The sequence below is a fragment of the Streptomyces sp. CB09001 genome (assembly GCF_003369795.1).
GTDB lineage: Bacteria > Actinomycetota > Actinomycetes > Streptomycetales > Streptomycetaceae > Streptomyces.
On the sequence record NZ_CP026730.1, the window covers coordinates 621,566 to 643,531 of the forward strand.

6 protein-coding genes are annotated in these 21,966 nt (G+C 69.5%); all 6 read right to left on the reverse strand.

The genetic code is table 11. The features are described 5' to 3' along the window. Positions 1-8,715, reverse strand: a complete 8,715-nt coding sequence (locus C4J65_RS02950; RefSeq protein WP_115740955.1) for a non-ribosomal peptide synthetase — start codon at positions 8,713-8,715, stop codon at positions 1-3. After that, complete coding sequence (locus C4J65_RS02955) at positions 8,715-19,265, reverse strand: non-ribosomal peptide synthetase (protein WP_162832991.1); 10,551 nt, start codon at positions 19,263-19,265, stop codon at positions 8,715-8,717. Before C4J65_RS02955 ends, C4J65_RS02950 begins: the two co-directional genes overlap by 1 nt. Before the next feature lie 69 nt (positions 19,266-19,334). After that, on the reverse strand, positions 19,335-19,544 hold the full coding sequence (locus C4J65_RS02960; RefSeq protein ID WP_115746270.1) for an MbtH family NRPS accessory protein: 210 nt from the start codon (positions 19,542-19,544) through the stop codon (positions 19,335-19,337). A 60-nt stretch (positions 19,545-19,604) separates the two neighbouring features. After that, positions 19,605-19,946 (reverse strand): phosphopantetheine-binding protein, encoded by a 342-nt coding sequence (locus C4J65_RS02965; RefSeq protein ID WP_115740957.1) that lies wholly within the window; start codon positions 19,944-19,946, stop codon positions 19,605-19,607. 108 nt (positions 19,947-20,054) lie between these two features. Beyond that, complete coding sequence (locus C4J65_RS02970; RefSeq protein ID WP_115740958.1) at positions 20,055-21,347, reverse strand: MFS transporter; 1,293 nt, start codon at positions 21,345-21,347, stop codon at positions 20,055-20,057. Continuing rightward, positions 21,290-21,892, reverse strand: a complete 603-nt coding sequence (locus C4J65_RS02975) for a winged helix-turn-helix domain-containing protein (protein ID WP_115740959.1) — start codon at positions 21,890-21,892, stop codon at positions 21,290-21,292. The genes C4J65_RS02970 and C4J65_RS02975 overlap by 58 nt, the downstream gene beginning before the upstream one ends. Between the last annotated feature and the right edge of the window lie 74 nt (positions 21,893-21,966).

A 21,966-nucleotide genomic window follows, 5' to 3' on the forward strand; every position in this document is an offset into this window, starting at 1 on the left:
TCAGCTCCGCGAATGGGAAAGGGTGGCCCCCAGGGCCGTGGGCGGCCTCTCGGCTCCGAGTACGTCACGGACTCGCCGATGCCCCTCGGGGGCCGCCGCCAGTTCCGTGAGGACTCCTTCCACCGCGGCCATCACGCTCGATGCGGCGGACGGGGAGTGGGTGCGCCGGTCGAACAGGAGCCGGAGCCGGAGGCGATCAGCGTCTTTGAGACAGAAGGTCAGGGGGTAGCCGGTGCTCTCCGTGATCTCATCGACGGAGAGCGTCGTGCCGGATCCGTCGTCCAGCCGGTCCGGGTACCCCTCGACGACGACAATGCTGTCGAACAAGGCTGTCCGTGGCGGTGCACCGCTCCAGGCATTGACGTCCGTGAGCGCGCTGTGACCGTGTTCCCTGATCTCGAGATGGCGTGCTTGCACATCCTTGAGGAGTTCGGCCACGGTACCTTCCGTCCTGATCGCCAGCCGGACGGGCAGTGTGTTGATCATCGGTCCGACGATCGTCTCCACCCCGACGATCTCCGGCGACCGCACCGCGAACGTCGATCCGACCGTGAGGTCCTGCCTGCCCGTCAGATGGCTGAGGGCGACACCCCAGGCGGCCAACGCCAGGGATCCCAGGGTTGCTTCGCAGCGCGAGACGAGGTGGCGCAGCGCCTGCGTGGCCGCGGGGCTCAGTGTGGACTCGACGTAACCCGTGCCGGTGCCGCCGGGGTCGTCCTGAGCCACGGACGGCGTGGCACGGCCGACCGGGCCGTCGAAGACTCCGCGCCAGTAGCGCTCCGCCTCCTCCGGAGGATGGGAGGCCAGCCATTCCACGTGCCTGCGGTACGAGGTGGCCGGGGGCAGGCCGGCCACCCCACCGACGAGGCGCGCCTTGTAGCACTCCATCAGTTCACGCAGTATCAGCGCCACGCTCCAGCCGTCGAGCAAGAGGTGGTGATACGTCATGAACGCAACCAGCTGGTCCGACGAGACGCGGACCAGTGCCAGCCGGATGGGGGCCGTGCTGTCGGCACCGAACGGCTCGCGCCGTTCCCGGGAGGCCAGGGTCCGCAGGTTGAGGCCCATGTCCTCGGCCGCCTGACCGCGCCAGTCGAGGACCCGCGTGGAGATCTCGTTCCCGCTGCGCACGACATGGACGGGCTGGGGCACCCCACGCCACACCACCGCGCCGCGCAGCAAGGGGTGCCTGGCGACGACGTCGCCCCATGCCCCGCGGAAGGCGCCGACGTCGATACGCCCGGTCAGACGCAGTTCCTGCTGGTCCTGGTAGTGCGCACTGGCGGGGTGCAGGAGGGAGTGGTAGAGCATCCCTTGTTGGACGGGAGTCAGTGGGAAAACGTCCTCGATGCCCGGGTGGGCGGCGACGAGCGCGTCCAGCGTCCGCTGGCTCAGGTCGGTCGGCCGGAAATCCGAGGGGGTGAATATGTCCCGGTTCCCGGCACAGTGACGGGTGACCTCTCTGATGCGACGAGTGAACGTCTCGGCCACACCTCGGATCGTCTCGGCGTGGAACCGGTCGCCGGAGAAGATCCACTCGGACTCGAATACGCCGTCCCTGACCACAGCTTCGATCTCGATGTCATGGCTGCGCCGCTGATCGGGACTTCTCTCCGCGCCCAGGATCCCCGGCAGGACGCGCAGTGGGCCCCGGCTCACGTGCGACCGGTCCACCTGTCCCTGGTAGTTGAACAGGACCGGGGGATCGGGAAGTTCGCGAAGTGCCTGGTATCGGGGCCCGGTGGCCAGATGCCGGAGGACTCCGTAGGCGAAGCCGTCACCGGGTACCGAGCGCAGCAGCTGCCGGACCGTCGTGACCGCCGCAGCCGTGTCGGGCCCCGTCTCTCCCGTCAACGCGACGGGCAGCCGCACCGGGTGAACGCTTGTGAACCAGCCGACCGTCTCACCGATGTCGGCACCCGTGACGGGGTGCTCGCGTCCGTGGCGCTCGACGTCGACCGGTACGGCCCCTCCCACCCATTCCTGCAGCGTCATGGCGAGCGCGGTCAGCAGCACTTCGTCCACCCGCATCCGGCCGGAGGCGGGAATCGCGGCGAGCGCCGCGGTGTCCTCGGAGGAAAGGCGTGCTGTCACCGAACCCGTCCGCCGAACGGTGTTCCGGCCGGCCACGGAATCATGGGGAAGCCGCGGGACGTCCGCGAGCATCCCGACCCAGTAGGCCTGGTCGAGGGCGGGGGCGGCCTCGTCCGCATACCGGCCGAGTGAGCGCGTCCAGTGACTGAAGGTCGTCGGCGGCGCCTGGCCGGACCACGGCGCGCCCCTCAGTGCCGCCTCGTAGGCTTCGGCCAGGTCCACGAGGATCGTGCGCCAGGAAAGCGTGTCCACGGCCAGGTGGTGCACGGCGATCAGCAAGCGGGAGGGACGGTCGTCGCCGAGGCAGAAGAGGGCCGCTGCGACGAGCGGCCCCCGGGCCATGTCGAGCGAGGCTTGCAGCCGGTCCGCCTCGTCCTCCAGCGAACCGCGCCGTCCGTCCTGGTCCGTGACGGTCACCACCCGGAGGCGGAAGCGGTCATCACCTGGTGCGACTGTCTGATGCCAGCCGTCCGGCGATCGCGTGAAGCGCAGCCTCAGCGCGTCGTGCCGGTCGATCACGGACCGCAGTGCGGACTCCAGAGCCGTCGGACTCGGGGAGTCCAACTCCACCTGAACGGACTGGTTGTAGTGGTGGGGCTCGGCCAAGTCCTGTTCCAGGAACCATCGCTGGATCGGAGTGAGCCGCAGCGGACCTGTGGCATCGACGGTTTCAGCGCCCGCGACCGCCTCGGGTGGGCCGTCCTTGGTCACGAGTGGAGCCAGGCTCGCGACGGTGGGGTACAGGAAGATGTCCTTCGGCGTGATCCGCAGTCCCGCCCGCCGGGCTTCGGCCGCGATCCGCATCGTGAGGATGGAGTCTCCCCCCAGTGCGAAGAAGTTGTCGTGCGCTCCCAGATCCTCGACGCCGAGGACCCGCCGCCATATGCCGGCGATCTGCTCTTCCAGCGGGCTGACGGGCCCTCGGACCGGCGCTTCCTCACGCATGTCGGCCGCGCTCAGCACCGCGAGCGCCTTGCGGTCGACCTTGCCGTTGGGGTCGAGGGGCATGGTGTCGAGAAGCACGATCACCGACGGAAGCATGTACGGGGGCAGCCGCTCGGTGAGCCAGTCGCGCAGCTCCCGGCGACCGGTGGCTGCGCCGGGGTCGACCACCGCGTGCGCGACCAGCCGCCGACGGCCACTGTCGCCGGGGGGTGCCGAGACCACCGCGTGTCGTACTGCGGGATGCGCTGCCAGGGTGGCCTCGATCTCCCCGGTCTCGATGCGGTAGCCGCGGATCTTGACCTGGTGGTCACGCCGTCCGACGAACTGGAGGTTGCCGTCAGGGTGCCAGTAGCCCAGGTCACCGGTTCGGTACAGCCGCCCGCCCGGCTGGTTCGAGAAGGGGTCGGGGACGAACTGCCGAGCGGTCTGCCCCGGGCGATTCCGGTAGCCGCGAGCGCAGCACACGCCCCCGATGTAGATCTCTCCCGGGACCCCGACCGGAAGCGGGTTCATGCCCTCGTCGAGCACATGGAGCGTCGTGTTCGAGATGGGCTTGCCGATGGGAACGAGATCGCCGGCGGGCGATCCGCCCACCACGTGGACGGAGTTCGCGACGGATGCCTCGGTCGGCCCGTACTCGTTGATCACTCGTGTATCCGGGTCGAGCACGCGCCAGCTCTCGAGAACGCTCGTCGGGAAGCCGTCGGCTCCGACGGCGAGTACCGCGGCCAGGCCGCGGGCCTGTGCCGGGGACACTCGCTGGGACAGAAGTTCGAGATGCCCAGGGGTCAACTTGACGAACCCGAAGGGCGACCGGGCCAGCAGGAGGTCGGCCAGCCGTTCAGGGTCGTCGGTCTCCGGAATCAGGTGGACCGGATGACCGAGTATCAGCGGCACATACAGATTCGGCACGATCATGTCGAAGCCGAACGAGGAGAACACCGGTGCGCCGCCGTCGGAGAGGTCCGCGTAGTGGCGCGAGCACCAGTGGACGTAGTTCACAACGCCCCGGTGGTGGCACATCACGCCCTTGGGCCGGCCGGACGACCCCGATGTGTACATCACGTAGGCGAGGCTTTCGGGCGAGGCCAGCTCGGCCGGGTCACCGGAGGGTGACAGGTCCAGCTCCTCCTCCATGGTGTCCAGCACGCAGAGCTCGGCCAAACCGAGGTCCAGTCCGCCCACGAGGTCGGCGTGGGCGATCACCAACGACAGTCCGGCGTCCTGGACCACATGGGCAAGTCGCTCGGGGGGATTGTCCGGGGCCAGCGGGACGTATGCGCCGCCGGCCTTCATGACCGCGAGCATGGCCACCACCATGTCCGGCGTCCTGGTCGTCAGGACGCCGACCAGGGTCTCCAGCCCGACTCCCCGCGCCCGCAGGCAGTGGGCGAGACGGTTGGCCCGCCGGTTGAGCTGTTCGTACGTCCATGAGGCGTCGCCGAACCGCAGGGCCACGGCGTGCGGGGTGGCTGCCGCCTGACGGGCGAACAGCCCCGGCAAGGTCATGCCCGCGGGGTAGGAGTCCCGCGTCCGGTTCCAGCCGACGACGACTTCGCTCCACTCGTGCGGCGCCAGCAGACAGAGGTCCGCCAGCCGCCGGGAAGGATTGTCCGCGTAAGCCCGCAGGACGGTATGGAGGTGACCAGCGAGCGCCGCGACCGCCGCGTGATCGAAACGGCTGCGCCGATAACGCAGACGAATGGTCGGGTTCTCCCCCGCCTCGAGCATGACGACCAGTGGGTAGCCGGTGGACTCGACGGTCCTCACCGGCTCGATGCGCAGTTCGCCGTCGGACGGGACGGTCCCGGTGGGGCCGGCGAACCCGTCGACGACCACCAGGCTGTCGAACAGTGCGGTGCCACGGGGGACCTCACTGACGGCCTGGACGTCCGCGAGCGCCGCGTAGTCGTGACGCCGCCCCTCGACCATCCGTTCCTGGAGATCGCGCAGCCAGCTGTCGAGTGCCAGATGTGGCGCGGTTCGGCAGCGCACCGGAAGGGTGTTGATACAGAGGCCGACGAGCTCGTCGGCACCGGGCAGGGCCGCCGGACGCACGGCTGCGGTCGACCCGAAGACGACGTCGTCCTCCCCGCTGTAGCGGGACAGCAGGAGTGCCCAGGCACCGTGGAAGACCGAGCCGAGGGTCAGCCCGCTCGCGCGTACCACGAGTTCCAGCCGGCGTGCCAGGTCTCCGCCGAGGGCGAGGGCCACCTCGCCGGTCGCGTCCGAGGCCGTGGAATCAGGGCGGCCCGGCAAGATCGGGGTCGGAGCGGTGAATCCGGCCAGGTGCTCGCGCCAGTACGTGAGCGCCGCCTCGTGGTCCTGGTCCCTCAGCCACTCCACGTACCGCCGGTAGGACAGGGCGGGTGCCGGCAGCGGAGGCCCGCCACCCAGGCGCGCCGCGTAGACCCGCTCCACCTCGTTCACCAGGATGGGCAGGCTCCATCCGTCCAGCAGCAGATGGTGATGGCTGAGGATCATCTCGGCCATCCGGTCCGACCAGCGCACCAGGGTCAGCCGGACGGGCGGCTCGTCCGCGATGTCGAACCCCGTGGCTCGGTCCTCGTCCAAGAACCGGGTCAGCGCCGCTTCCCGGTCGGTGACACCCGGGAGTTCCAGCACCCGGACCGGGAGGACCGCGTTCGGCAGCACTCTTTGGTGCGGAGCCGCCGGCCCCTCCCACTCGACAACGCTGCGCAGCACCGCGTGCCGGCGCGCCACCGACTCCCAGGCCGCGCGCAGCGCGTCGGTGTCGACCGGCCCGTGGACCCGGTAGACCGTCTGCTGAAAGTAGTCGGCCGTACGGTCGGAGTACTGGCTGTGGAACAGCATGCCGGACTGCATCGAGGTCAGCGGGTACGACGAGCCCTGAACACCGGCCTCCGCCGGCTCGTCGGCTGCGCGGAGAGCGACCGACGCTCCGGAAGGCTCCGGGCCCGGCGCCACGAGCTCGGCCAACTGCCTCACGGTCAGCCTCAGCACGTCGGCCACGGGCATGTCCGAGCCCGCCCGCCGGGCCAGTGACGCAACGCGGACCGCGCGCACCGAGTCACCGCCCAGGCTCAGGAACGTGTCGTCGAGCCCGATGTCGTGGTGGCCGAGCACCTCGCCCCACAAGCGCACGACCAGTCGTTGGTCCTCCGTGACCGGCGGGGCCGAGGGCCTGCGCCCCGTCGAGGACAGGGGGAGGGGCAGGCGGGCACGGTCGATCTTGCCGTTGGCGTTGAGCGGAAGCCGTTCCATGACGACGCATTCACCCGGCACCATGTACGCGGGCAGCCGGTCGGCGACGAAGGACCGCAACGCTCGATCGAGGCCTCGCAGCCGTCGCCCTCGAGCCGGATCGTTGACCATCCCGCGCAGCTCGTCCGCGGTCGGCGCGGGCGCCGGGTCGGCACAGGGCACGACCGGAGCGGGTGCCGGCCGGTGAGATGTGCCGGCACCCCGAAAGAGCAGATCCGACTCGTCCGGGCCTCCGTCACCGCGCAGGACTTCCGTCAGGTGGAAACCGAGGCGCTCGGCCAGGGCCGACGCGGATTGCCGGTCCAGGGCTGTGCGTACCCGGTCGCAGTCCCGGGCCGCCCCCAGCAAGCCGCCGAGGGTCTCGCCATGACCCGCACGGGACAGTCGCTCACCCACGGCGACGGCGAAGGCCCGTCGGGCATCGGGGACGCCCCGCAGAGCGACGTCCGCGGGAGCCGAGCGCAGCATCGCTTCGAGGGAGGACATCGTCGTGCCGCGGAAGTCGTGGCAGGTCCACCGACTGGGCGGGGCCTGTGCCGCAGCCACCGCGTCCACCGTCCTGGTGATGACCACACGGTAGCGGAACGGGACCTCCCCACCCGTGTCCGTCCCGGTGTCCGGATGAAGCTCGACCCGGTCCACGCGGTCCGAGGCGCGCTCGAGACCGGCGAAGAAGCGTGGGTCCACCGCGAGCTCGTCGGTGAGGGTGAGTACCTGGTCCGCCTGTCCGGCCAACGACACGCAACTGTCGTACGGAGAGCGCCGGGACACCTCCGCCAGCACGGCCTCGGCCGCCAGCAGGCGCAGGTCACGCAGCCCCTCGATGATCACCTGTCCGCCCGGCGCAGCTCGGTCCAGGGCGGCATCGACGGTGCTCCTGAGGTGGTCGGCGCCGCTCAGCCCGGTGGGGTCCACGTGGACAACCTGCAGAGCGTTCCCCCGGTCACCGTCCGGCCCATGCCGACCCGCCGCGTCGGGTGCCGTACCGGTCTCGTCCGCCGGCGCAGGAACGACGTAGGCCGCGAGGCCCTGATCGCGGCCCTCTGCCCGGCGGGGGACGACGACGGCCTGCCGTACCTGGGGGTGTTCCAGGATCGCGGCTTCGATCTCTCCCGGTTCGACGCGGAATCCGCGCACCTTCAGCTGGTGATCGGCCCGTCCCAGGATCTCCACGGTCCCGTCGTCGCGGCGGCGGCCGAGGTCGCCGGTCGCGTAGAGCCGCTGTCCTGGTACGGGTGAGAAGCGATCGGGCAAGAAGCGTTCGGCGGTGCGGGCCGGTTGCCCGAGGTAGCCGAGGGCGAGGCCCGCGCCGCCGATGTGTATCTCGCCCTGCCCCCCGAACGGCACGGGGAGCATGTCGGCGTCCAGCACATGCACGCTCGTGTTGGCCACGGGGCTCCAGCCGACGGTGCGCCCGCGGTCTCCGAGACGGCCGACGGCCGACCAGATGGTCGTCTCGGTCGGCCCGTAGAGGTCCCAGGCCACTCCCCCGAGGGAGGCCAGCCAGCCGGCGAGGTCGAGGGGAAGCCGGTCCCCGCCGCAGAGCACGGTGAAGCCGTCGGGCGCGCGCCAGTCGGCCTCCCTCAGCAGCTGCCAGGTCGCCGGTGTGGCCTGCAGAACGGTTCCGCCGGCCTCCTGGATCAGGTCGGCGAGCAGCGCGGGATCCATGGCCTGCGCGCGGCTCGCGACGACCACACGTCCGCCCACCACCAGGGGGAGGAAGAGTTCCAGTGCCGCGATGTCGAAGGAGACGGTGGTGACGGCCACCAGGACGTCCGACGCGTCCAGGCCCGGAGCATGCCGCATCGAGCACATGAAGTTCGCGAGTGCGGCGTGCGGGACGGCCACGCCCTTGGGCAGGCCCGTCGACCCGGAGGTGTAGATCACGTAGGCGACCGAGGAGGGGTCGGGCGCGACGAAGGCGGCGAAGTCGGGCTCGCTCGTCTGTTCCGCTTCGCCCGGGGGCGGTACCACCAGTTCGTCGACCGGCAGGCGTGCCGGACGCTCCCCGTCGGTCAGTACCGCCCTCAGGCCCGCGTGCCCGACCGTACGTGCGAGCCGGGCGTGCGGCAGGTCCGGGTCGAGGGGCACGTATCCGGCGCCGGACCGCAGAACGCCGAGCAGCGCCACCACCAGGGCGGTGCCGCGCTCCATGGCGACACCCACCAGATCGCCCGGGCCGATACTCTCGGCGCGTAGTCTTCCGGTGACCTGACCGGCCTCCTCCCACAGCTGAGCGTACGTCAACGCGCAGGCTCCGCAGGAGACGGCGGGTGCTTCGGGGGTGGCCAGGACCTGCCGGCGGATCAGCTCGGGCAGAGAACTCAGGGGCAGGTCCATGGCCGTGTCGTTCAGGGCGACGACGATCTCCTGCTGCCTGGCGGCGTCGTGCTCCGGCCCCTTTTCGGCACCGCGGTGACCGTCAGCCATCAGCCTTCACTTCCGTTCTTCAGGATGCCGGTCAGGACATCCGCCACCTGCCGTACATGGGGAACCTCCAACAGTTCGGCGTGGCGGCCCGATACGGGGTGGACTTTGACCGCACCGGTGGTCAGCGCCTGCCACTCCTCCGGTCGGACCTCGTCCATGAGCCCGCTCCCCTGCTCCTCGCTGCGCAGGAGGTGGATGTCGGCCGCCACGACACCGTCGTACCGGTAGGCGCTCGTGGCCGCGCCGTTGGCGGTGTACACCTGCACCATCCGCCGTACCGATTCGCTGTCCGCCAGGTTGGACATGCGGTTTCCCGAGCGCTCGTGGCGCAGGATCTCTTCGAGGAGCTCCTCTTCCGTACGCCCTTCGAGCCGCTGCTCGAAGAGCTTCAGCTCCGACGCCACTTCCATCAGCTGCTCCCTGAGGCCGCCGCCGGCGCCGCCGCGTCGGGTCCGCGGACGGAACACCGGCGCGTCGATGACGCCGAGCAGGTCCACGGTCTCGCCGGCCGCCTCCAGTTGCCGCGCGGCCTCGAAGGCCACCAGTCCGCCGAAGGACCAGCCCGCGAGCCGATACGGGCCGGTGGGGCGGATCTCCCGGATCGACCGCAGTCCCTCGCGAGCGATCGCCTCCACACTGGTGAGCGGACTCGCGTCGGAGTCGACCCCGATCGACTGCAGGGCGTACACCGCCTGCTCTGTACCCAGCAGCGCGGCCAGCTCCAGGTAGGAGGTCGCAAATCCGCCCTGCGCCGGGAAGAGGAAGAGGGGCGAACCGTCCTCGCCACGCCGCAGCCGAACGAGTGCCCCGTCACGTTGCCGCGTCATGAGGTCCCGCAGCGCGGCGGACATCTGGGCCACCGTCGGGTTCTGGAAGAACGCGACGAGGGGGACCGATACGTCGAAGGCCGCACGCATCTTGTCCACGGCGGCGATGGCACTGATCGAGTCCCCGCCCCATTCGAAGAAGTTGTCGTGGATACCCACCCGTTCCAGACCCAGCACGCTGGTCCAGATGTCCGCGAGGGTGTGTTCCGTGAGCGTCGTGGGAGCCTCGTGCCCGGACGCGGCCGAGGCTGTCCGGCGGGTGTCGGGGGCGGGCAGCAGCCTTCGGTCGACCTTTCCGCCCCGGCTGAGGGGGATGGCTTCCAGGACGGTGTAACTGGCCGGCAGCATGTAGGAGGGCAGGGTCTGCCGCAAGAAGTCCCGCAGCGCCGGCGCGTCCGCCGTCCGGTCCGGTTCGAGAACCACGTAGGCGGCCAGCCGCTTGTCACCGGGCTGATCCTCGCGGGCCGCGACCACGGCCTCGCGCACCGCGGAGTGCTGAAGCAATCTGGCCTCGATCTCGCCGAGTTCGATCCGGTAGCCCCGAATCTTGACCTGGTGGTCGACGCGGCCGAGGAACTCCAGTTCTCCGTCGGCCCGGAACCTGGCCAGGTCGCCGGTACGGTAGAAGCGGGCGCCGGAAGCATCGCTGTACGGGTCCGGCAGGAACCGCTCGGCGGTCAGCGCGGGACGGTTCAGGTAGCCGCGGGCCACTCCCTCACCGCCGATGTACAGCTCGCCGACGACACCGATCGGGACGGGGTTCAGCCGATCGTCGAGTACGTACATACGGGTGTTGGCGATCGGCCTGCCGATCGGGACCAGGCTCGTGTACCCGACGTCCTCGGACACCGTGTGGACGGAGCAGCCGACGACGGTCTCGGTGGGGCCGTACTCATTGATGATCCGCGCCCCCGGCGCGATGCGGCGCCAGGCCGCGGCGGTCTCCGGCCTCATCTCATCGGCGCCGACGACGAACGTACGCACCGAGTCCACCGCTCCGGGCGACAGTTCACCGCGCAGCACATCGAGGTGAGCGGGCGTGATCTTCAGCAGGCTGAAGTCACCGGGGCGCGTGAGCAGTTCCGAGAGGCCGGCGATCGCGTCGTCCGGAGGCAGCAGGGTCACGTCCTTGCCGCTCGTCAGCGGTAGGAAGAAGTTCGGCACCGACAGGTCGAAGGCGATGGATCCCAGCATCGGCGCGCCGGACGCGCCGTCGAGACCGTAGCCTTCGGTCGCCCAGGCCAGGTAGTTGACCAGGCCGCGGTGACTGATCATGACCCCTTTCGGCCTGCCCGTAGAGCCTGACGTGTACATGATGTACACCAGATTCTCGGCGGATCCCAGCACTGGCGGGTCTGCGGCCGGCCGCTGTTCGATCCGGGGCCAGTCCGCGTCGATGCGGACCACCGCGGACTCACTTCCGGCGAACCGCGCGGCCAGCGCGTCCTGAGTGACCACGACCTCTGCGCCCGCGTCGGACAGCGCGAAGACCTGGCGTTCCGCGGGATGGCGGGGGTCCAGCGGCACGTACGCCCCGCCGGATTTCACGATCCCCCACAGTGCGACGAGCATGTCCACGTCGGGCTCCACGCAGACACCGACCACGGTCTCGGAGCCGACGCCCAGATTCCTCAGGTGATGCGCGAGACGGTTCGCGCGCTCGTTCAGCTCCCGGTAGGTGAGCCGCTCCTCGCCGCACACGACCGCGACCGCTTCGGGCGCACGGCGCACCTGGTGCTCGAACAGCTCCTGGAGGCACACATCACGGGGGAAGTCCGCATCGGTGGCATTCCAGTCCCTGACGACCAACTGCCGCTCGGCCGCCGGAACCAGGTCTATCCCGGCCACCGGCCCCGCGGGGTCCTCGGCCAGCCCTTCCAGGACCCGCACCACGTGGGCGAGCATTCTCTCCGCTGTCCCGGTGTCGAACGACTCCTGTGCATGGAACAGCTGGAGGGACAGTTCGCGATCGGCGTCCACCTGGAGGACCAGCGGATATCCCGTGGCGGGGCTGCCGCCGGCCTGGGCGGGGGTGAGCGTCAGCTCTCCTGTGGCGAGGGCGTCGGTGTCGTAGGGGGTTTCCACGACGACGATGCTGTGGAAGAGCGGTGTCCCGGCCGGCGCACCCGCCCACCGCTGGATGTCCACCAACGCACTGTGCTCATGCTCCCGCACCGCCAGCAACCGCTCATGCACACCCGACAAGAACTCCACGACCGACTCCCGGCCGTCCACCCGCACCCGCACCGGCACCGTGTTCATCAACAGCCCCACCATCCGCTCCACACCGGGAACATCGGCGAACCGCCCCAACGACACCGAACCGAACACCACGTCCGACAACCCGCAATACCGATGCAGAACCAAACCCCACGCCGCCTGCACCACCGAACTCATCGTCACCCGCAACCCACGGACCACACCCTCCAGACGCTCCACCACCCCCGCACCCACCACACCACGCACCACACCCGAACCACCCACACCCGAACCCCGCTGCCCCAACACCAACGGAGTCGGCAACGACACCCCACCCAACACACCCCGCCAGAACTCCTCGTCCACCCCCACATCACGCGACCCCAACCACTCCACGAACCCCCGGTACGACACCGCCTCCCGCAACTCCGGTGCGGTGCCGCTCCCCCGGAGTCCGGCGTAGGCGGCGAGCAGATCACCGAGGACGATCGGGACGCTCCATCCGTCGAAGAGCATGTGGTGCACGGTCCACAGGAGTTGATGCGTCCGCTCGCCGGTCCGAATGAGCCTCAGCCGGTGAGCGGGTCCGCCGCCGATGTCGAAACCGTCTGCACAGTCGCCGGTGAGCAGTTCCTCGAGGGCGTGCGCGCGCTCCGCTTCGTCCAGAGGCGACCAGTCCTCCAGCACGACCACGGGCGTCGCGTCATGCCATACCAGTTGCAGGGGTTGCGGCAGGTCCTGCCAGACGACGGTTGTCCGAAGAGCGGTGTGCCGGCCGACCACCTCGCGCCAGGCGAGCTCGAAGGCGGTCCGGTCGAGGTCGCCGTCGAGGCCGTAGAGGAACTGCCGCACGTAGCTGCTCGGGGCAGGGTCGTACAGGCTGTGGAACAGCATGCCCGATTGCAGTGGTGACAGTGGATAGGCATCGGCGAGCAGCACCAGCCCGGTGTGCCGCTGGGCCCGGACGGCGAGTTCCCGGATCCCGTCACGATCAAGACCGGACAGCTGGAACGGTTCATGACGCCGGGCCGCCGGGGCACCGGCCGTGGATGCGGGTTCGGTCACCGCCGCGGCAAGTCCGGCGATGGTCGGGAAGGCGAAGAGCTGCCGCGGCTTCATCACCAACCCAGCGGCCACGGCACGAGTCGCGACCTGAATCGCGAGGGCCGAATCACCGCCCAGTTCGAAGAAGTTGTCGTGGGAGCCGATTTCGTCGAGCCCCAGGACCTCCGCCCAGACACGGACGAGTTTCTCCTCGACGGGTCCGCGGGGGGCGACTCCGTCCGGGCCCGTTCGGGGCTTTGGGGGCTCCGGGGCGGGCAGCGCCCGGCGGTCCAGCTTGCCGTTGACGGTCAACGGCAGCGCGTCGAGCACGACGAAGGAGGCCGGCACCATGTAGGAGGGGAGTCGATCCGCGAGCGCCGCACGCAGCACCCGGGCGTCGGGGACCGCGCCGTCCTCGGACACCACGTACCCGATGAGCCTTCGGTCGCCGGGCCCGTAGTCCCGGATCGCGACAGCCGCGTCCCGAATTCCCGGTGCGGCGGCCAGCACGGTCTGAACCTCGCCGAGCTCGACACGATAGCCGCGGATCTTGATCTGGTCATCGATCCGGCCGATGAAGTCCAGACTGCCGTCAGGGCGCCGGTGGGCCATGTCGCCGCTTCGGTAGAGCCGGGCTCCGGGCGACCCGAAGGGGTCCGGTACGAATCGCTCGGCCGTCAGTGCGGGACGCCCCAGGTATCCCCGCGCGACTCCGCAGCCGCCGACATACATCTCCCCCACCTCCCCCGGAGCCACGCGCCGGCCGTCCTCGTCGAGGAGGTGGATCTGCATGTCTGCCAGCGGACGGCCGATCGGGTTCCCGCCGTCCGCGGCCACGTCGTGCTCGGCGATGCGGTGGTAGGTCGTGTAGACGGCAGTTTCGGTGATGCCGTACATGTTGACCAGGACGGGCCGCTCGAGGCCCAGACGACGCACCCACGGAGTAAGGGAGGCCAGGTCGAGCCGTTCGCCGGCGAACACGACGGCGCGCAGGGCGAGCCGCCCCATCCGCGGATCACCGGCATCCGCCGCCACGACCAGCGGACGGAACGCGGAGGGCGTCTGGCACAGCACCGTGACCTGATACCGGATCAGCAGGTCGAGGAAGTCGTCGGGGGACCGGGCGGTGTCGAAGGGCACCACGACGAGTTGCCCCCCGAAGGCGAGCGCACCCCACATCTCCCATACGGACACGTCGAACGCACAGGAGTGGAACAGGGACCACACGTCATCCGGCCCAAAGCCGTAGTACCTGTGGCCTTCTGCCAGGAGTGGCCGCACCTGGGCATGCGTGACGCACACACCCTTGGGCGAACCGGTGGAACCGGAGGTGTAGATGACGTATGCCGCAGTGCCGGGCCCCACGGAGGTGGCTTCGAGGTCATCGGCGGAGTGGGCGGCGACAGCCTCGATGTCCCGGTCGAGCACCACGAGCCGGCCGTCGTACACGTCGGCAAGCCGGTCCACCGTCTCCGACGCGGAGATGACCAGAGGGCTCGCCGTGTCCTGGAGCATGTAACCCAGTCGGTCGGCAGGGTGTGCCGGGTCCAGGGGGACGTAGGCTCCTCCGGCCTTCAGCACGGCGAGCAGGGCAGGGATCAGGTCGGGGCCCCGTTCGAGGCATACGCCCACTACCGTCTCGGCGCCGACTCCCAGGCTCCTGAGGTGACGGGCGAGGCGGTTGGCCCGCTGGTTGAGCTCCCGGTAGGTGAGCCGCTCCTCGCCGCACACGACCGCAACCGCTTCGGGCGCACGATGAGCCTGGCGTTCGAACAATTCGTGCAGGCAGACGTCCCGCGGGAGCGCGGCGTCGCCGGCCGCCTGCGGAACTCCGTATGTCGCACCCACGTCGGCGACCGCCCGGTCCGGGTCCTCGGCCAGTTCCTCCAGCACGGTGACCAGATGGGTGAGGACCCTCTTCGCGGATACCTCGTCGAACGAGTCGCACTCGTGCACCAGGCGCAGGGAGAGGCCGCGTGCGGCGTCGACTTCGAGGAGCAGGGGGCATCCCATGTCCGGCACTTCGACATCGTCGTCCACCGGGGGGAACGCGTCGCCGGCGGTACCGCTGCGCTGACCGAATTTGTCGAAGGCGACGATGCTGTGGAAGAGCGGTGTCCCGGCCGGCGCACCCGCCCACCGCTGGATGTCCACCAACGCACTGTGCTCATGCTCCCGCACCGCCAGCAACCGCTCATGCACACCCGACAAGAACTCCCCGACCGACTCCCGGCCGTCCACCCGCACCCGCACCGGCACCGTGTTCATCAACAGCCCCACCATCCGCTCCACACCGGGAACATCGGCGAACCGCCCCAACGACACCGAACCGAACACCACGTCCGACAACCCGCAATACCGATGCAGAACCAAACCCCACGCCGCCTGCACCACCGAACTCATCGTCACCCGCACCCCACGGACCACACCCTCCAGACGCTCCACCACCCCCGAACCCACCACACCACGCACCACACCCGAACCACCCACACCCGAACCACCCACACCCGAACCCCGCTGCCCCGACACCAACGGAGTCGGCAACGACACCCCACCCAACACACCCCGCCAGAACTCCTCGTCCACCCCCACATCACGCGACCCCAACCACTCCACGAACCCCCGGTACGACACCGCCTCCCGGAGGAGCGGCTCCCCGCGGCGGCCGTGGGCGATCTCCGTATAGAGAGTGAAGAGTTCATCGAGGACGAGCGAGATGCTCCACCCGTCGACGAGCAGGTGATGGACCGTCCAGACCAGGCGGTGCCGGCCTTCGGGAAGCCTGATGAGGGTGAGTCGGTGCGCGGGCACGGACGCCGACAGCGCACACCGGTCCATCGCCGTCAGCAGGGCGTCTCGCAGCCGAGACGTGACATCACGCGCCTCCGTCAGGTCCACGACGTCCATGGGACGTACGAGTCGGCGATGGATGACGAGAAGTGGCTGCGGCACTCCGTCGATCACACAAGTGGTGCGCAGGGCGTCGTGTCGGCGCACGACCGTCGTCCACGCCTGTCCGAGGGCTGCCAGGTCGAGGTCGTCGGGGGTCTCGAACGTGAACTGCCGCAGATATCCCCGGGACTCCGCATCGTCGAGGGAGTGGAAGAGCATGCCCGTCTGGAGCGGGGACAACGGATGGATGTCCTCCACGTCATCGGCAGTGATCCGCGGATCGGCAGCGGACATGCGCCGCAGGAGATCTCCCGTCTGCCGGAGGTCGAGACCGGACCGGGGGAAGTCTCGCCGGACTGCCTCAGGGGCAGCGGAAACCGGCGCCGCCGGACCGTTGTGCGGATCCGCCCCTGCGGTCACGGCAGCCAGACTCGCCACGGTGCGATGACTGAACAGATCGTGCGTCGACACCTGGTATCCCGCCTCGGTCGCTCGCGCGGCGACCCGCATCGCGAGGAGGGAATCTCCGCCCAGCGCGAAGAAGTCGTCGGCGGCGTCGACACGATCGAGGCCGAGGACGTCGGCCCAGATCTCGGCGAGACCCTTCTCCGTCTCCGTACGGGGTGCGAGGTAACCGCGGTGCTCCCCGGTGGAATCCGGCGCCGGTAGCCTCTTCCGGTCGGGCTTCTGGTTCTGGTTGAGGGGAATCTCGTCGAGGACGGCGAGACTCGACGGCACCATGTACGGGGGAAGCCGGCGCGCGAGCCACCTTCGCAGTTCCGGTTCGTCGATCGTCGCGCCCTTGTCGGGCACGAGGTACGCGGCCAGACGCTTCCCGCCCGTGGGGTGGTCCCAGGAGACCACCACGGCCTGCCGCACGTCGAGGTGTTCGACGAGCGCGGCTTCGACCTCCCCGAGTTCCACCCGGTACCCACGGATCTTCACTTGGCTGTCCGCGCGTCCGATGAACTCGAGCTGCCCGTCGGCGCGCCAGCGGACCTGGTCGCCGGTGCGGTACATGCGGCCTCCCGGCTCATCCCCGAACGGGTCGGGAAGGAACTTCCCCGCCGTCAGACCGGGCTCGTCGAGGTAGCCACGGGCGAGCCGGTCGCCGCCGACGAACAGCTCGCCCACTGCGCCCAGTGGCACGGGCTCCAGCCAGTGGTCGAGCACGTAGCAGGACGTCCCGGCGACCGGGCGGCCGATGGGCACGGACGACGCGCTCAGGTCCCAGGTGGCCGAGTGTGATGCTGTGCTGATGATCGAGTTCTCAGTAGGTCCGTAGACATTGACCAGGTCAGCGCCCGGCAGTTCGGCCAGCATCCCCCGGGCCTGGCGGACGGGGAGCACATCAGCACCGACCAGCACCCTTCGCAGGCCGCGCAGGGCGTCGACATGATGGTCGACGACGACTCCGAAATGGGCGGGCGTCAGGCCGGCGACCGTGACGTCCGGTCGGGAGATTCGCTCCGCCAGATCGGCCAGCGACGTGGCCTCGGGGTCGAGGGTGACAACGCTCCCGCCGGTGAGCAACGCGCTCCAGACCATATAGACCGTCGGGTCGAACGCGATCGTCAGGTGGAGCAGTACGCCGTCGTCCGGACCGTGGCGGAGTGATCCGGGCCGCAGCACGGTGCCGAGGACTCCGCGGTGCGGGACGCCCACCGCCTTGGGTGCCCCGGTCGTCCCCGACGTGAAGATCACGTAGGCGAGGTCCCCCTCGAGCCCGGCAGGCAGCAGAACCGGCTCGGCCGCTTCGTGCCCGTCCCGCACCAGGTCACCGACGGCATGCACGTGTACTCCAGGGTCCTCGGCCGGCACACTGCCGGCGGCGGTGACCAGATGCCGCGCCCCGGTCGCCGACAGCATGTGCGCGACCCGGTCACCGGGGAACGCCGGGTCGAGCGGCACATAGTGACCGCCCGCCACAAGGATCCCCGCCATGGCGACCACGGCTTCGTAGCCGACGATGCCGAGCAGGCCGACCGCTTCCCCGGGCCGGACTCCACGGGCGCGCAGGGCCGCCGCGAGGGCCCGGGTGTCGGACCAGAGCCGCCCGTAGGTGTACTCCTCGGCCCCTTGGACCACCGCGACGCGATCCGGACCCGCCTCGGCCACACGCCGCAGGACGCGTTCGATCCGCTGCCCGACGCCCTGCTCGGCGTCGTGCTCCGTGGCTGCGGCCGACTCCGCGTTGAACTGCCTCGACACGAGAGCCCTCTGCGGCTCCGGAAGCCCCGACAGCACCTGGACGGGGGCTTCAGGTGTGCCGGCCAGCCGCTCCAGCACGGTGATCAGGTGCCTCAGCATCCGGTCCAGCGCATCCGCTTCGAAGAGGTCCTTGCGGTACTCCAGGGACAGAGCGATCCCGTCGGCCTCCTCCGTGACGAGGAGGGTGAGTTCGAACTGGGTCAGTACCTGTGGAAGGCCGAGTCTCTCGGAGCGGAGTCCGCTGAGTGACCAGAACTCACCGGACAGGTCCTCGTACTGGATCGCGACTTGGAAGACGGGAGTCCGGTGGGGTATCCGCTCCGGACGCAGGGCCTCGACGATCTCGGCGAAGGAGACGTCCTGCCGGCTCAGAGCGCCGAGCACGGCGGACCGCCCGCGACGGAGCAGGTCGACGCCGGTGGCGGCGCCCGAGATGTCGATGGGGAGGGGCACGGTGTTGGCCAGCATGCCCACGGTGTCGTCCAGCCCGGAGGTGGTGCGCCCCGCGAGCGTGGTACCGAGCGCGAATCGCTCCTCCCCGCTGTAGCGGCTGAGCACGAGCGAGAACGCGGCCAGCGCCACCGTGAAGGGAGTGACCCGCCGCTTCACCGCCATCTTCCGCATGTCAGAGACAAGTTCGGGGTCGAGGTGCGTCGACACGGAGCCGGCGGCGTATGAGGGGACGGCGGGCCAGGGCCGGTCCCGTGGCAGGTCCAGTGTCGCGGGCATACCTCGGAGCGATTCCGCCCACTCCTCAGCCACCGCAGCCCGGCCTGGAGCGGAGTCGGCCCGCGCCCGGACGTGTTCCGCGAACCGGGTGGTTGGCGCCGCGGTTCGCACCGGCCGGCCGGTGACCGCCTGCTCGTACATCGCGGCGATGTCGCGCGCCACCACTCGCACCGACAGGCCGTCGAGAACCAGGTGGTGGCCGTTCAGCACGAAGAGGTGCTCAGCGTCGGACAGCCGGAGCAGCAACACCCGGACGAGGGGCCCCGCGGCGGTGTCGAAAGGCCTTGCCAGGTCCTGCCGTGCCATCTCTGCGGCGTGTTCGCGCACGGCACCGGCCGGGAAACCGGTCAGATCGACCACACGGAAGGCCTTCTCGGAGGGCCTGGTCATGAGGAGCCCCGGTTCCGGCTCCGCCCGTACAATGGCGGAGAGAACCGGATGTCGGTGCAGGACATCGTCGAAGGCCGAGCGCAGAGCCGCGACGTCGAGCGTTCCGTAGAGCCATATCGAACGGTTGACGCTGTAGACCGCATTGGTAGGCAGCAGCTGTTCGTGCAGCCATATCCCGTGTTGGGTCGGTGTGAGGGGGAGGAACGAACCGTCGCCCGAACCCGAGCGACTCTCGGAGTCTCCCATTGTCGAATCCATGCCAGAAGTGCTCATTCCAGCCCTCTCACTCCGGGTCCGTCATCAAAGAAAGCAGGGATGCCGACGCCGTCAGGCGTCGGCCGATTCCATTCGGATCCGCAAGCTGCGCGGCCGCATGTCAGTCCAGACCGCCTCGATATGTTCGAGGCATTCCTCGCGACTGCCCGATTTCCCCTCGGCGTGCCAGCCGGCCGGCAGATCCCTGCCTTCGAGCCAGATCGAATACTGCTCTTCGTCGTTGCGCACGACGAGGTAACGGAGACCTCCGCTGTCCGTCAAGGCCTTCTCTCCTGTCCAGTCGTCGATGAGGGGAATCGCAAAGCTCACCCCCGCGCCGTCTTACCAATCGCCACCGTGCTCGTGGAACTCGCCGGCGACGGAATCCTGCGTGAGCACTCCCCCGCTTTTCGCCGCCAGCGCGTCGAGGCGGGCGGCTCCCTCCGCGACAGTCGAATATTCGTGGACGAACTGGAGCGGAAGATCCACCCCCAAGTGCTCGCTGAGCCGTGAGACGAGGCGGATGAGATGGAGGGAATTCCCTCCGAGCACGAAGAAGTCGTCCTCGATGCCGATATCCGACCTGCCGAGGACGTCCTCCCAGATAGCGAGGAGGCTTTCCTGATGACGTGTACGAGGCGTCACACGAGATGCATCCGCGACGTCCTTGGCCGATCCGGTCATTGCCTCTCCTCGCTGCGGGTTCCACCCACCTGGGCAAGAGGAAGCTAGGCGCGCACCCTATCGCCGCGCTTTCGGCGCCCTATTCAGCAGATCGGCGGCATCATCGGGTCAGCCCGGGAAGTCCGCCTGGGCCGGCGCGGGCTCGGTGGAGACGGCCGGCTGAGCGACTCTCCGCGCGAACCAGAGCGTTCCGCCGACGAAGGCCATCGCCACACCGATCGCCCCGAAGAGCAGGCGGTAATCCACGACGCCCACGAGAACGGCACCGAGGCCGATCGCCAGGGCCTGCGGCCCACTCACGAGCGCGTCCAGGGCGGTCGCGGCGCGGCCGAGAAGGTGAGCCGGGGTGCGTCGTTGCAGGAGCGTGTTCGTACCGACCATGGAAACCGGAAGACCCATTCCGATCAGCACGGAGGCCGGCAGCGCGAGCCAGAGGGCCGGCTGGACCAGCGCGAGACTCCCCAGCGCGAACAACCCGATACCGACGGCTACGGCGCCGACTTCGCCGAGCCTGCGCACGACGAGGGCCGAAGCGACACCGCCCGCCACTCCGCCGACGCCCTGCGCCGAGACCAGGATTCCGAGAAAGGCCGCGTCCCTGCCCAACCCCTGATCGACATAGGCGAAGTACAGACTCTCCCCCACGCCGAGACCGATCATGCTCAGCGCGGAACAGACGGCCACCGTCCGCAGCGCCGGCTCCCGCACCAAGTGTCTGAGCCCGGCACTGACTTCACTCGACCAGGTCGGGCGATCAGACGTCGTCGGCATCCGGACCGCCTGTCGACCACTCCGCAGCAACGTCCCCATGACACCGGCCACCAGGAAGCACACGGCACACGCCAAGGCAAGCTTCGCGCCGCCCAGGAGACTGAACAGTCCGGCCCCGATCAGGGGGCCGAGCAGACGCAGCGCCTGCTTGACGGTCTGCAGGGCGCTGTTGGCGTCGGGCAGCAGATCCGCCGGTACCAGCTCGGGCACCAAGGCGCTGACGGTCGCGCCGAGCACGATGTACGAGAGTCCGTAACCGACGGCCACCGTGTAGACGATCCACAGATCGGCTGCGTGGCGGACGGTGAGCAACGGCAGGAGCAGCCCGGCGGTGACCACGTTCAACGCGACGAAGATCGCCCGTCGTGGGATCCGGTCGACGACCCAGCCGGCCAGCGGAGCGACGAGCATGGGGGCGCTCAGCGCGAGGAAGGTCGCACCTGCCAGTCCGTCGGAGCCAGTCAGGTCCTTGACCCAGACCCCCAGAGCAAGAACAAGCACCGATTCGGCCAGCATGCTCACCGTGAGCGCTATGAAGATCGTCCGGAAGTCGCGCCGTCCTAACAGGCGCCTCACGTCTGCTCCTCCGTGGCGTTTCCCGGCATCGGTGTCGCGGCCGGGATACCCCACCCCATGAGCCGGACGGGCCGGGACCCGGCCGGACGGGCCGAGGCCTCCTCGATACGCGCCAGATAGGGCGCGAACAGCTCTGCTATGCCGGCCCCCAGCTCGTCCAACTCCTCGGGTGTGCACCAGCCTATGGCCTGATTGAAGAAGCCGGCGTCACGCCATTCGGGCGTCTCCTGCCGTCGAGTCACCAGCCATTCGCGCAGGGCGCGATATTCAAGGTCGACCAGTACCTGTGACGCGGCGTCCCCGGCCCGGGCCAGCTCGGGGCTTTCCTCGCCGACCCCCCAACGATGCGCGTCGGCGACCATACGCCAGGGCCTCTGCCGGCCGCTGCCGCCACCCGCCTCGGTGATGAAGCCGTACTTGTTCAACTGCCTCAGATGCCAGGAGCAGTTCGCGGGGCTCTCCGCGACATGATGCGCGACGTCGGTCGCCGTCAGTGGTCCATGCAGGGCCAGGGCTTCGAGGATGCGTAGACGCAGGGGATGCGCGATGGCCATCAGGGCACGCGGATCCGCGATGACACGGGACGGTTGTTCGGACATGGAGTCACCCAACCATAGAAAGCCGCCTTTCGAAAGAGTTGTTTCCGGATGGCGAGGCTGCAGCGGGTGTGGGA

Excerpts from the sequence above, each read along its gene's own strand:
- C4J65_RS02955 (WP_162832991.1), bottom strand. The coding sequence starts at position 19,265 with ATGGATTCGACAATGGGAGACTCCGAGAGTCGCTCGGGTTCGGGCGAC.
- C4J65_RS02965 (WP_115740957.1), bottom strand. The coding sequence starts at position 19,946 with ATGACCGGATCGGCCAAGGACGTCGCGGATGCATCTCGTGTGACGCCT.
- C4J65_RS02950 (WP_115740955.1), bottom strand. The coding sequence starts at position 8,715 with ATGGCTGACGGTCACCGCGGTGCCGAAAAGGGGCCGGAGCACGACGCC.
- C4J65_RS02975 (WP_115740959.1), bottom strand. The coding sequence starts at position 21,892 with ATGTCCGAACAACCGTCCCGTGTCATCGCGGATCCGCGTGCCCTGATG.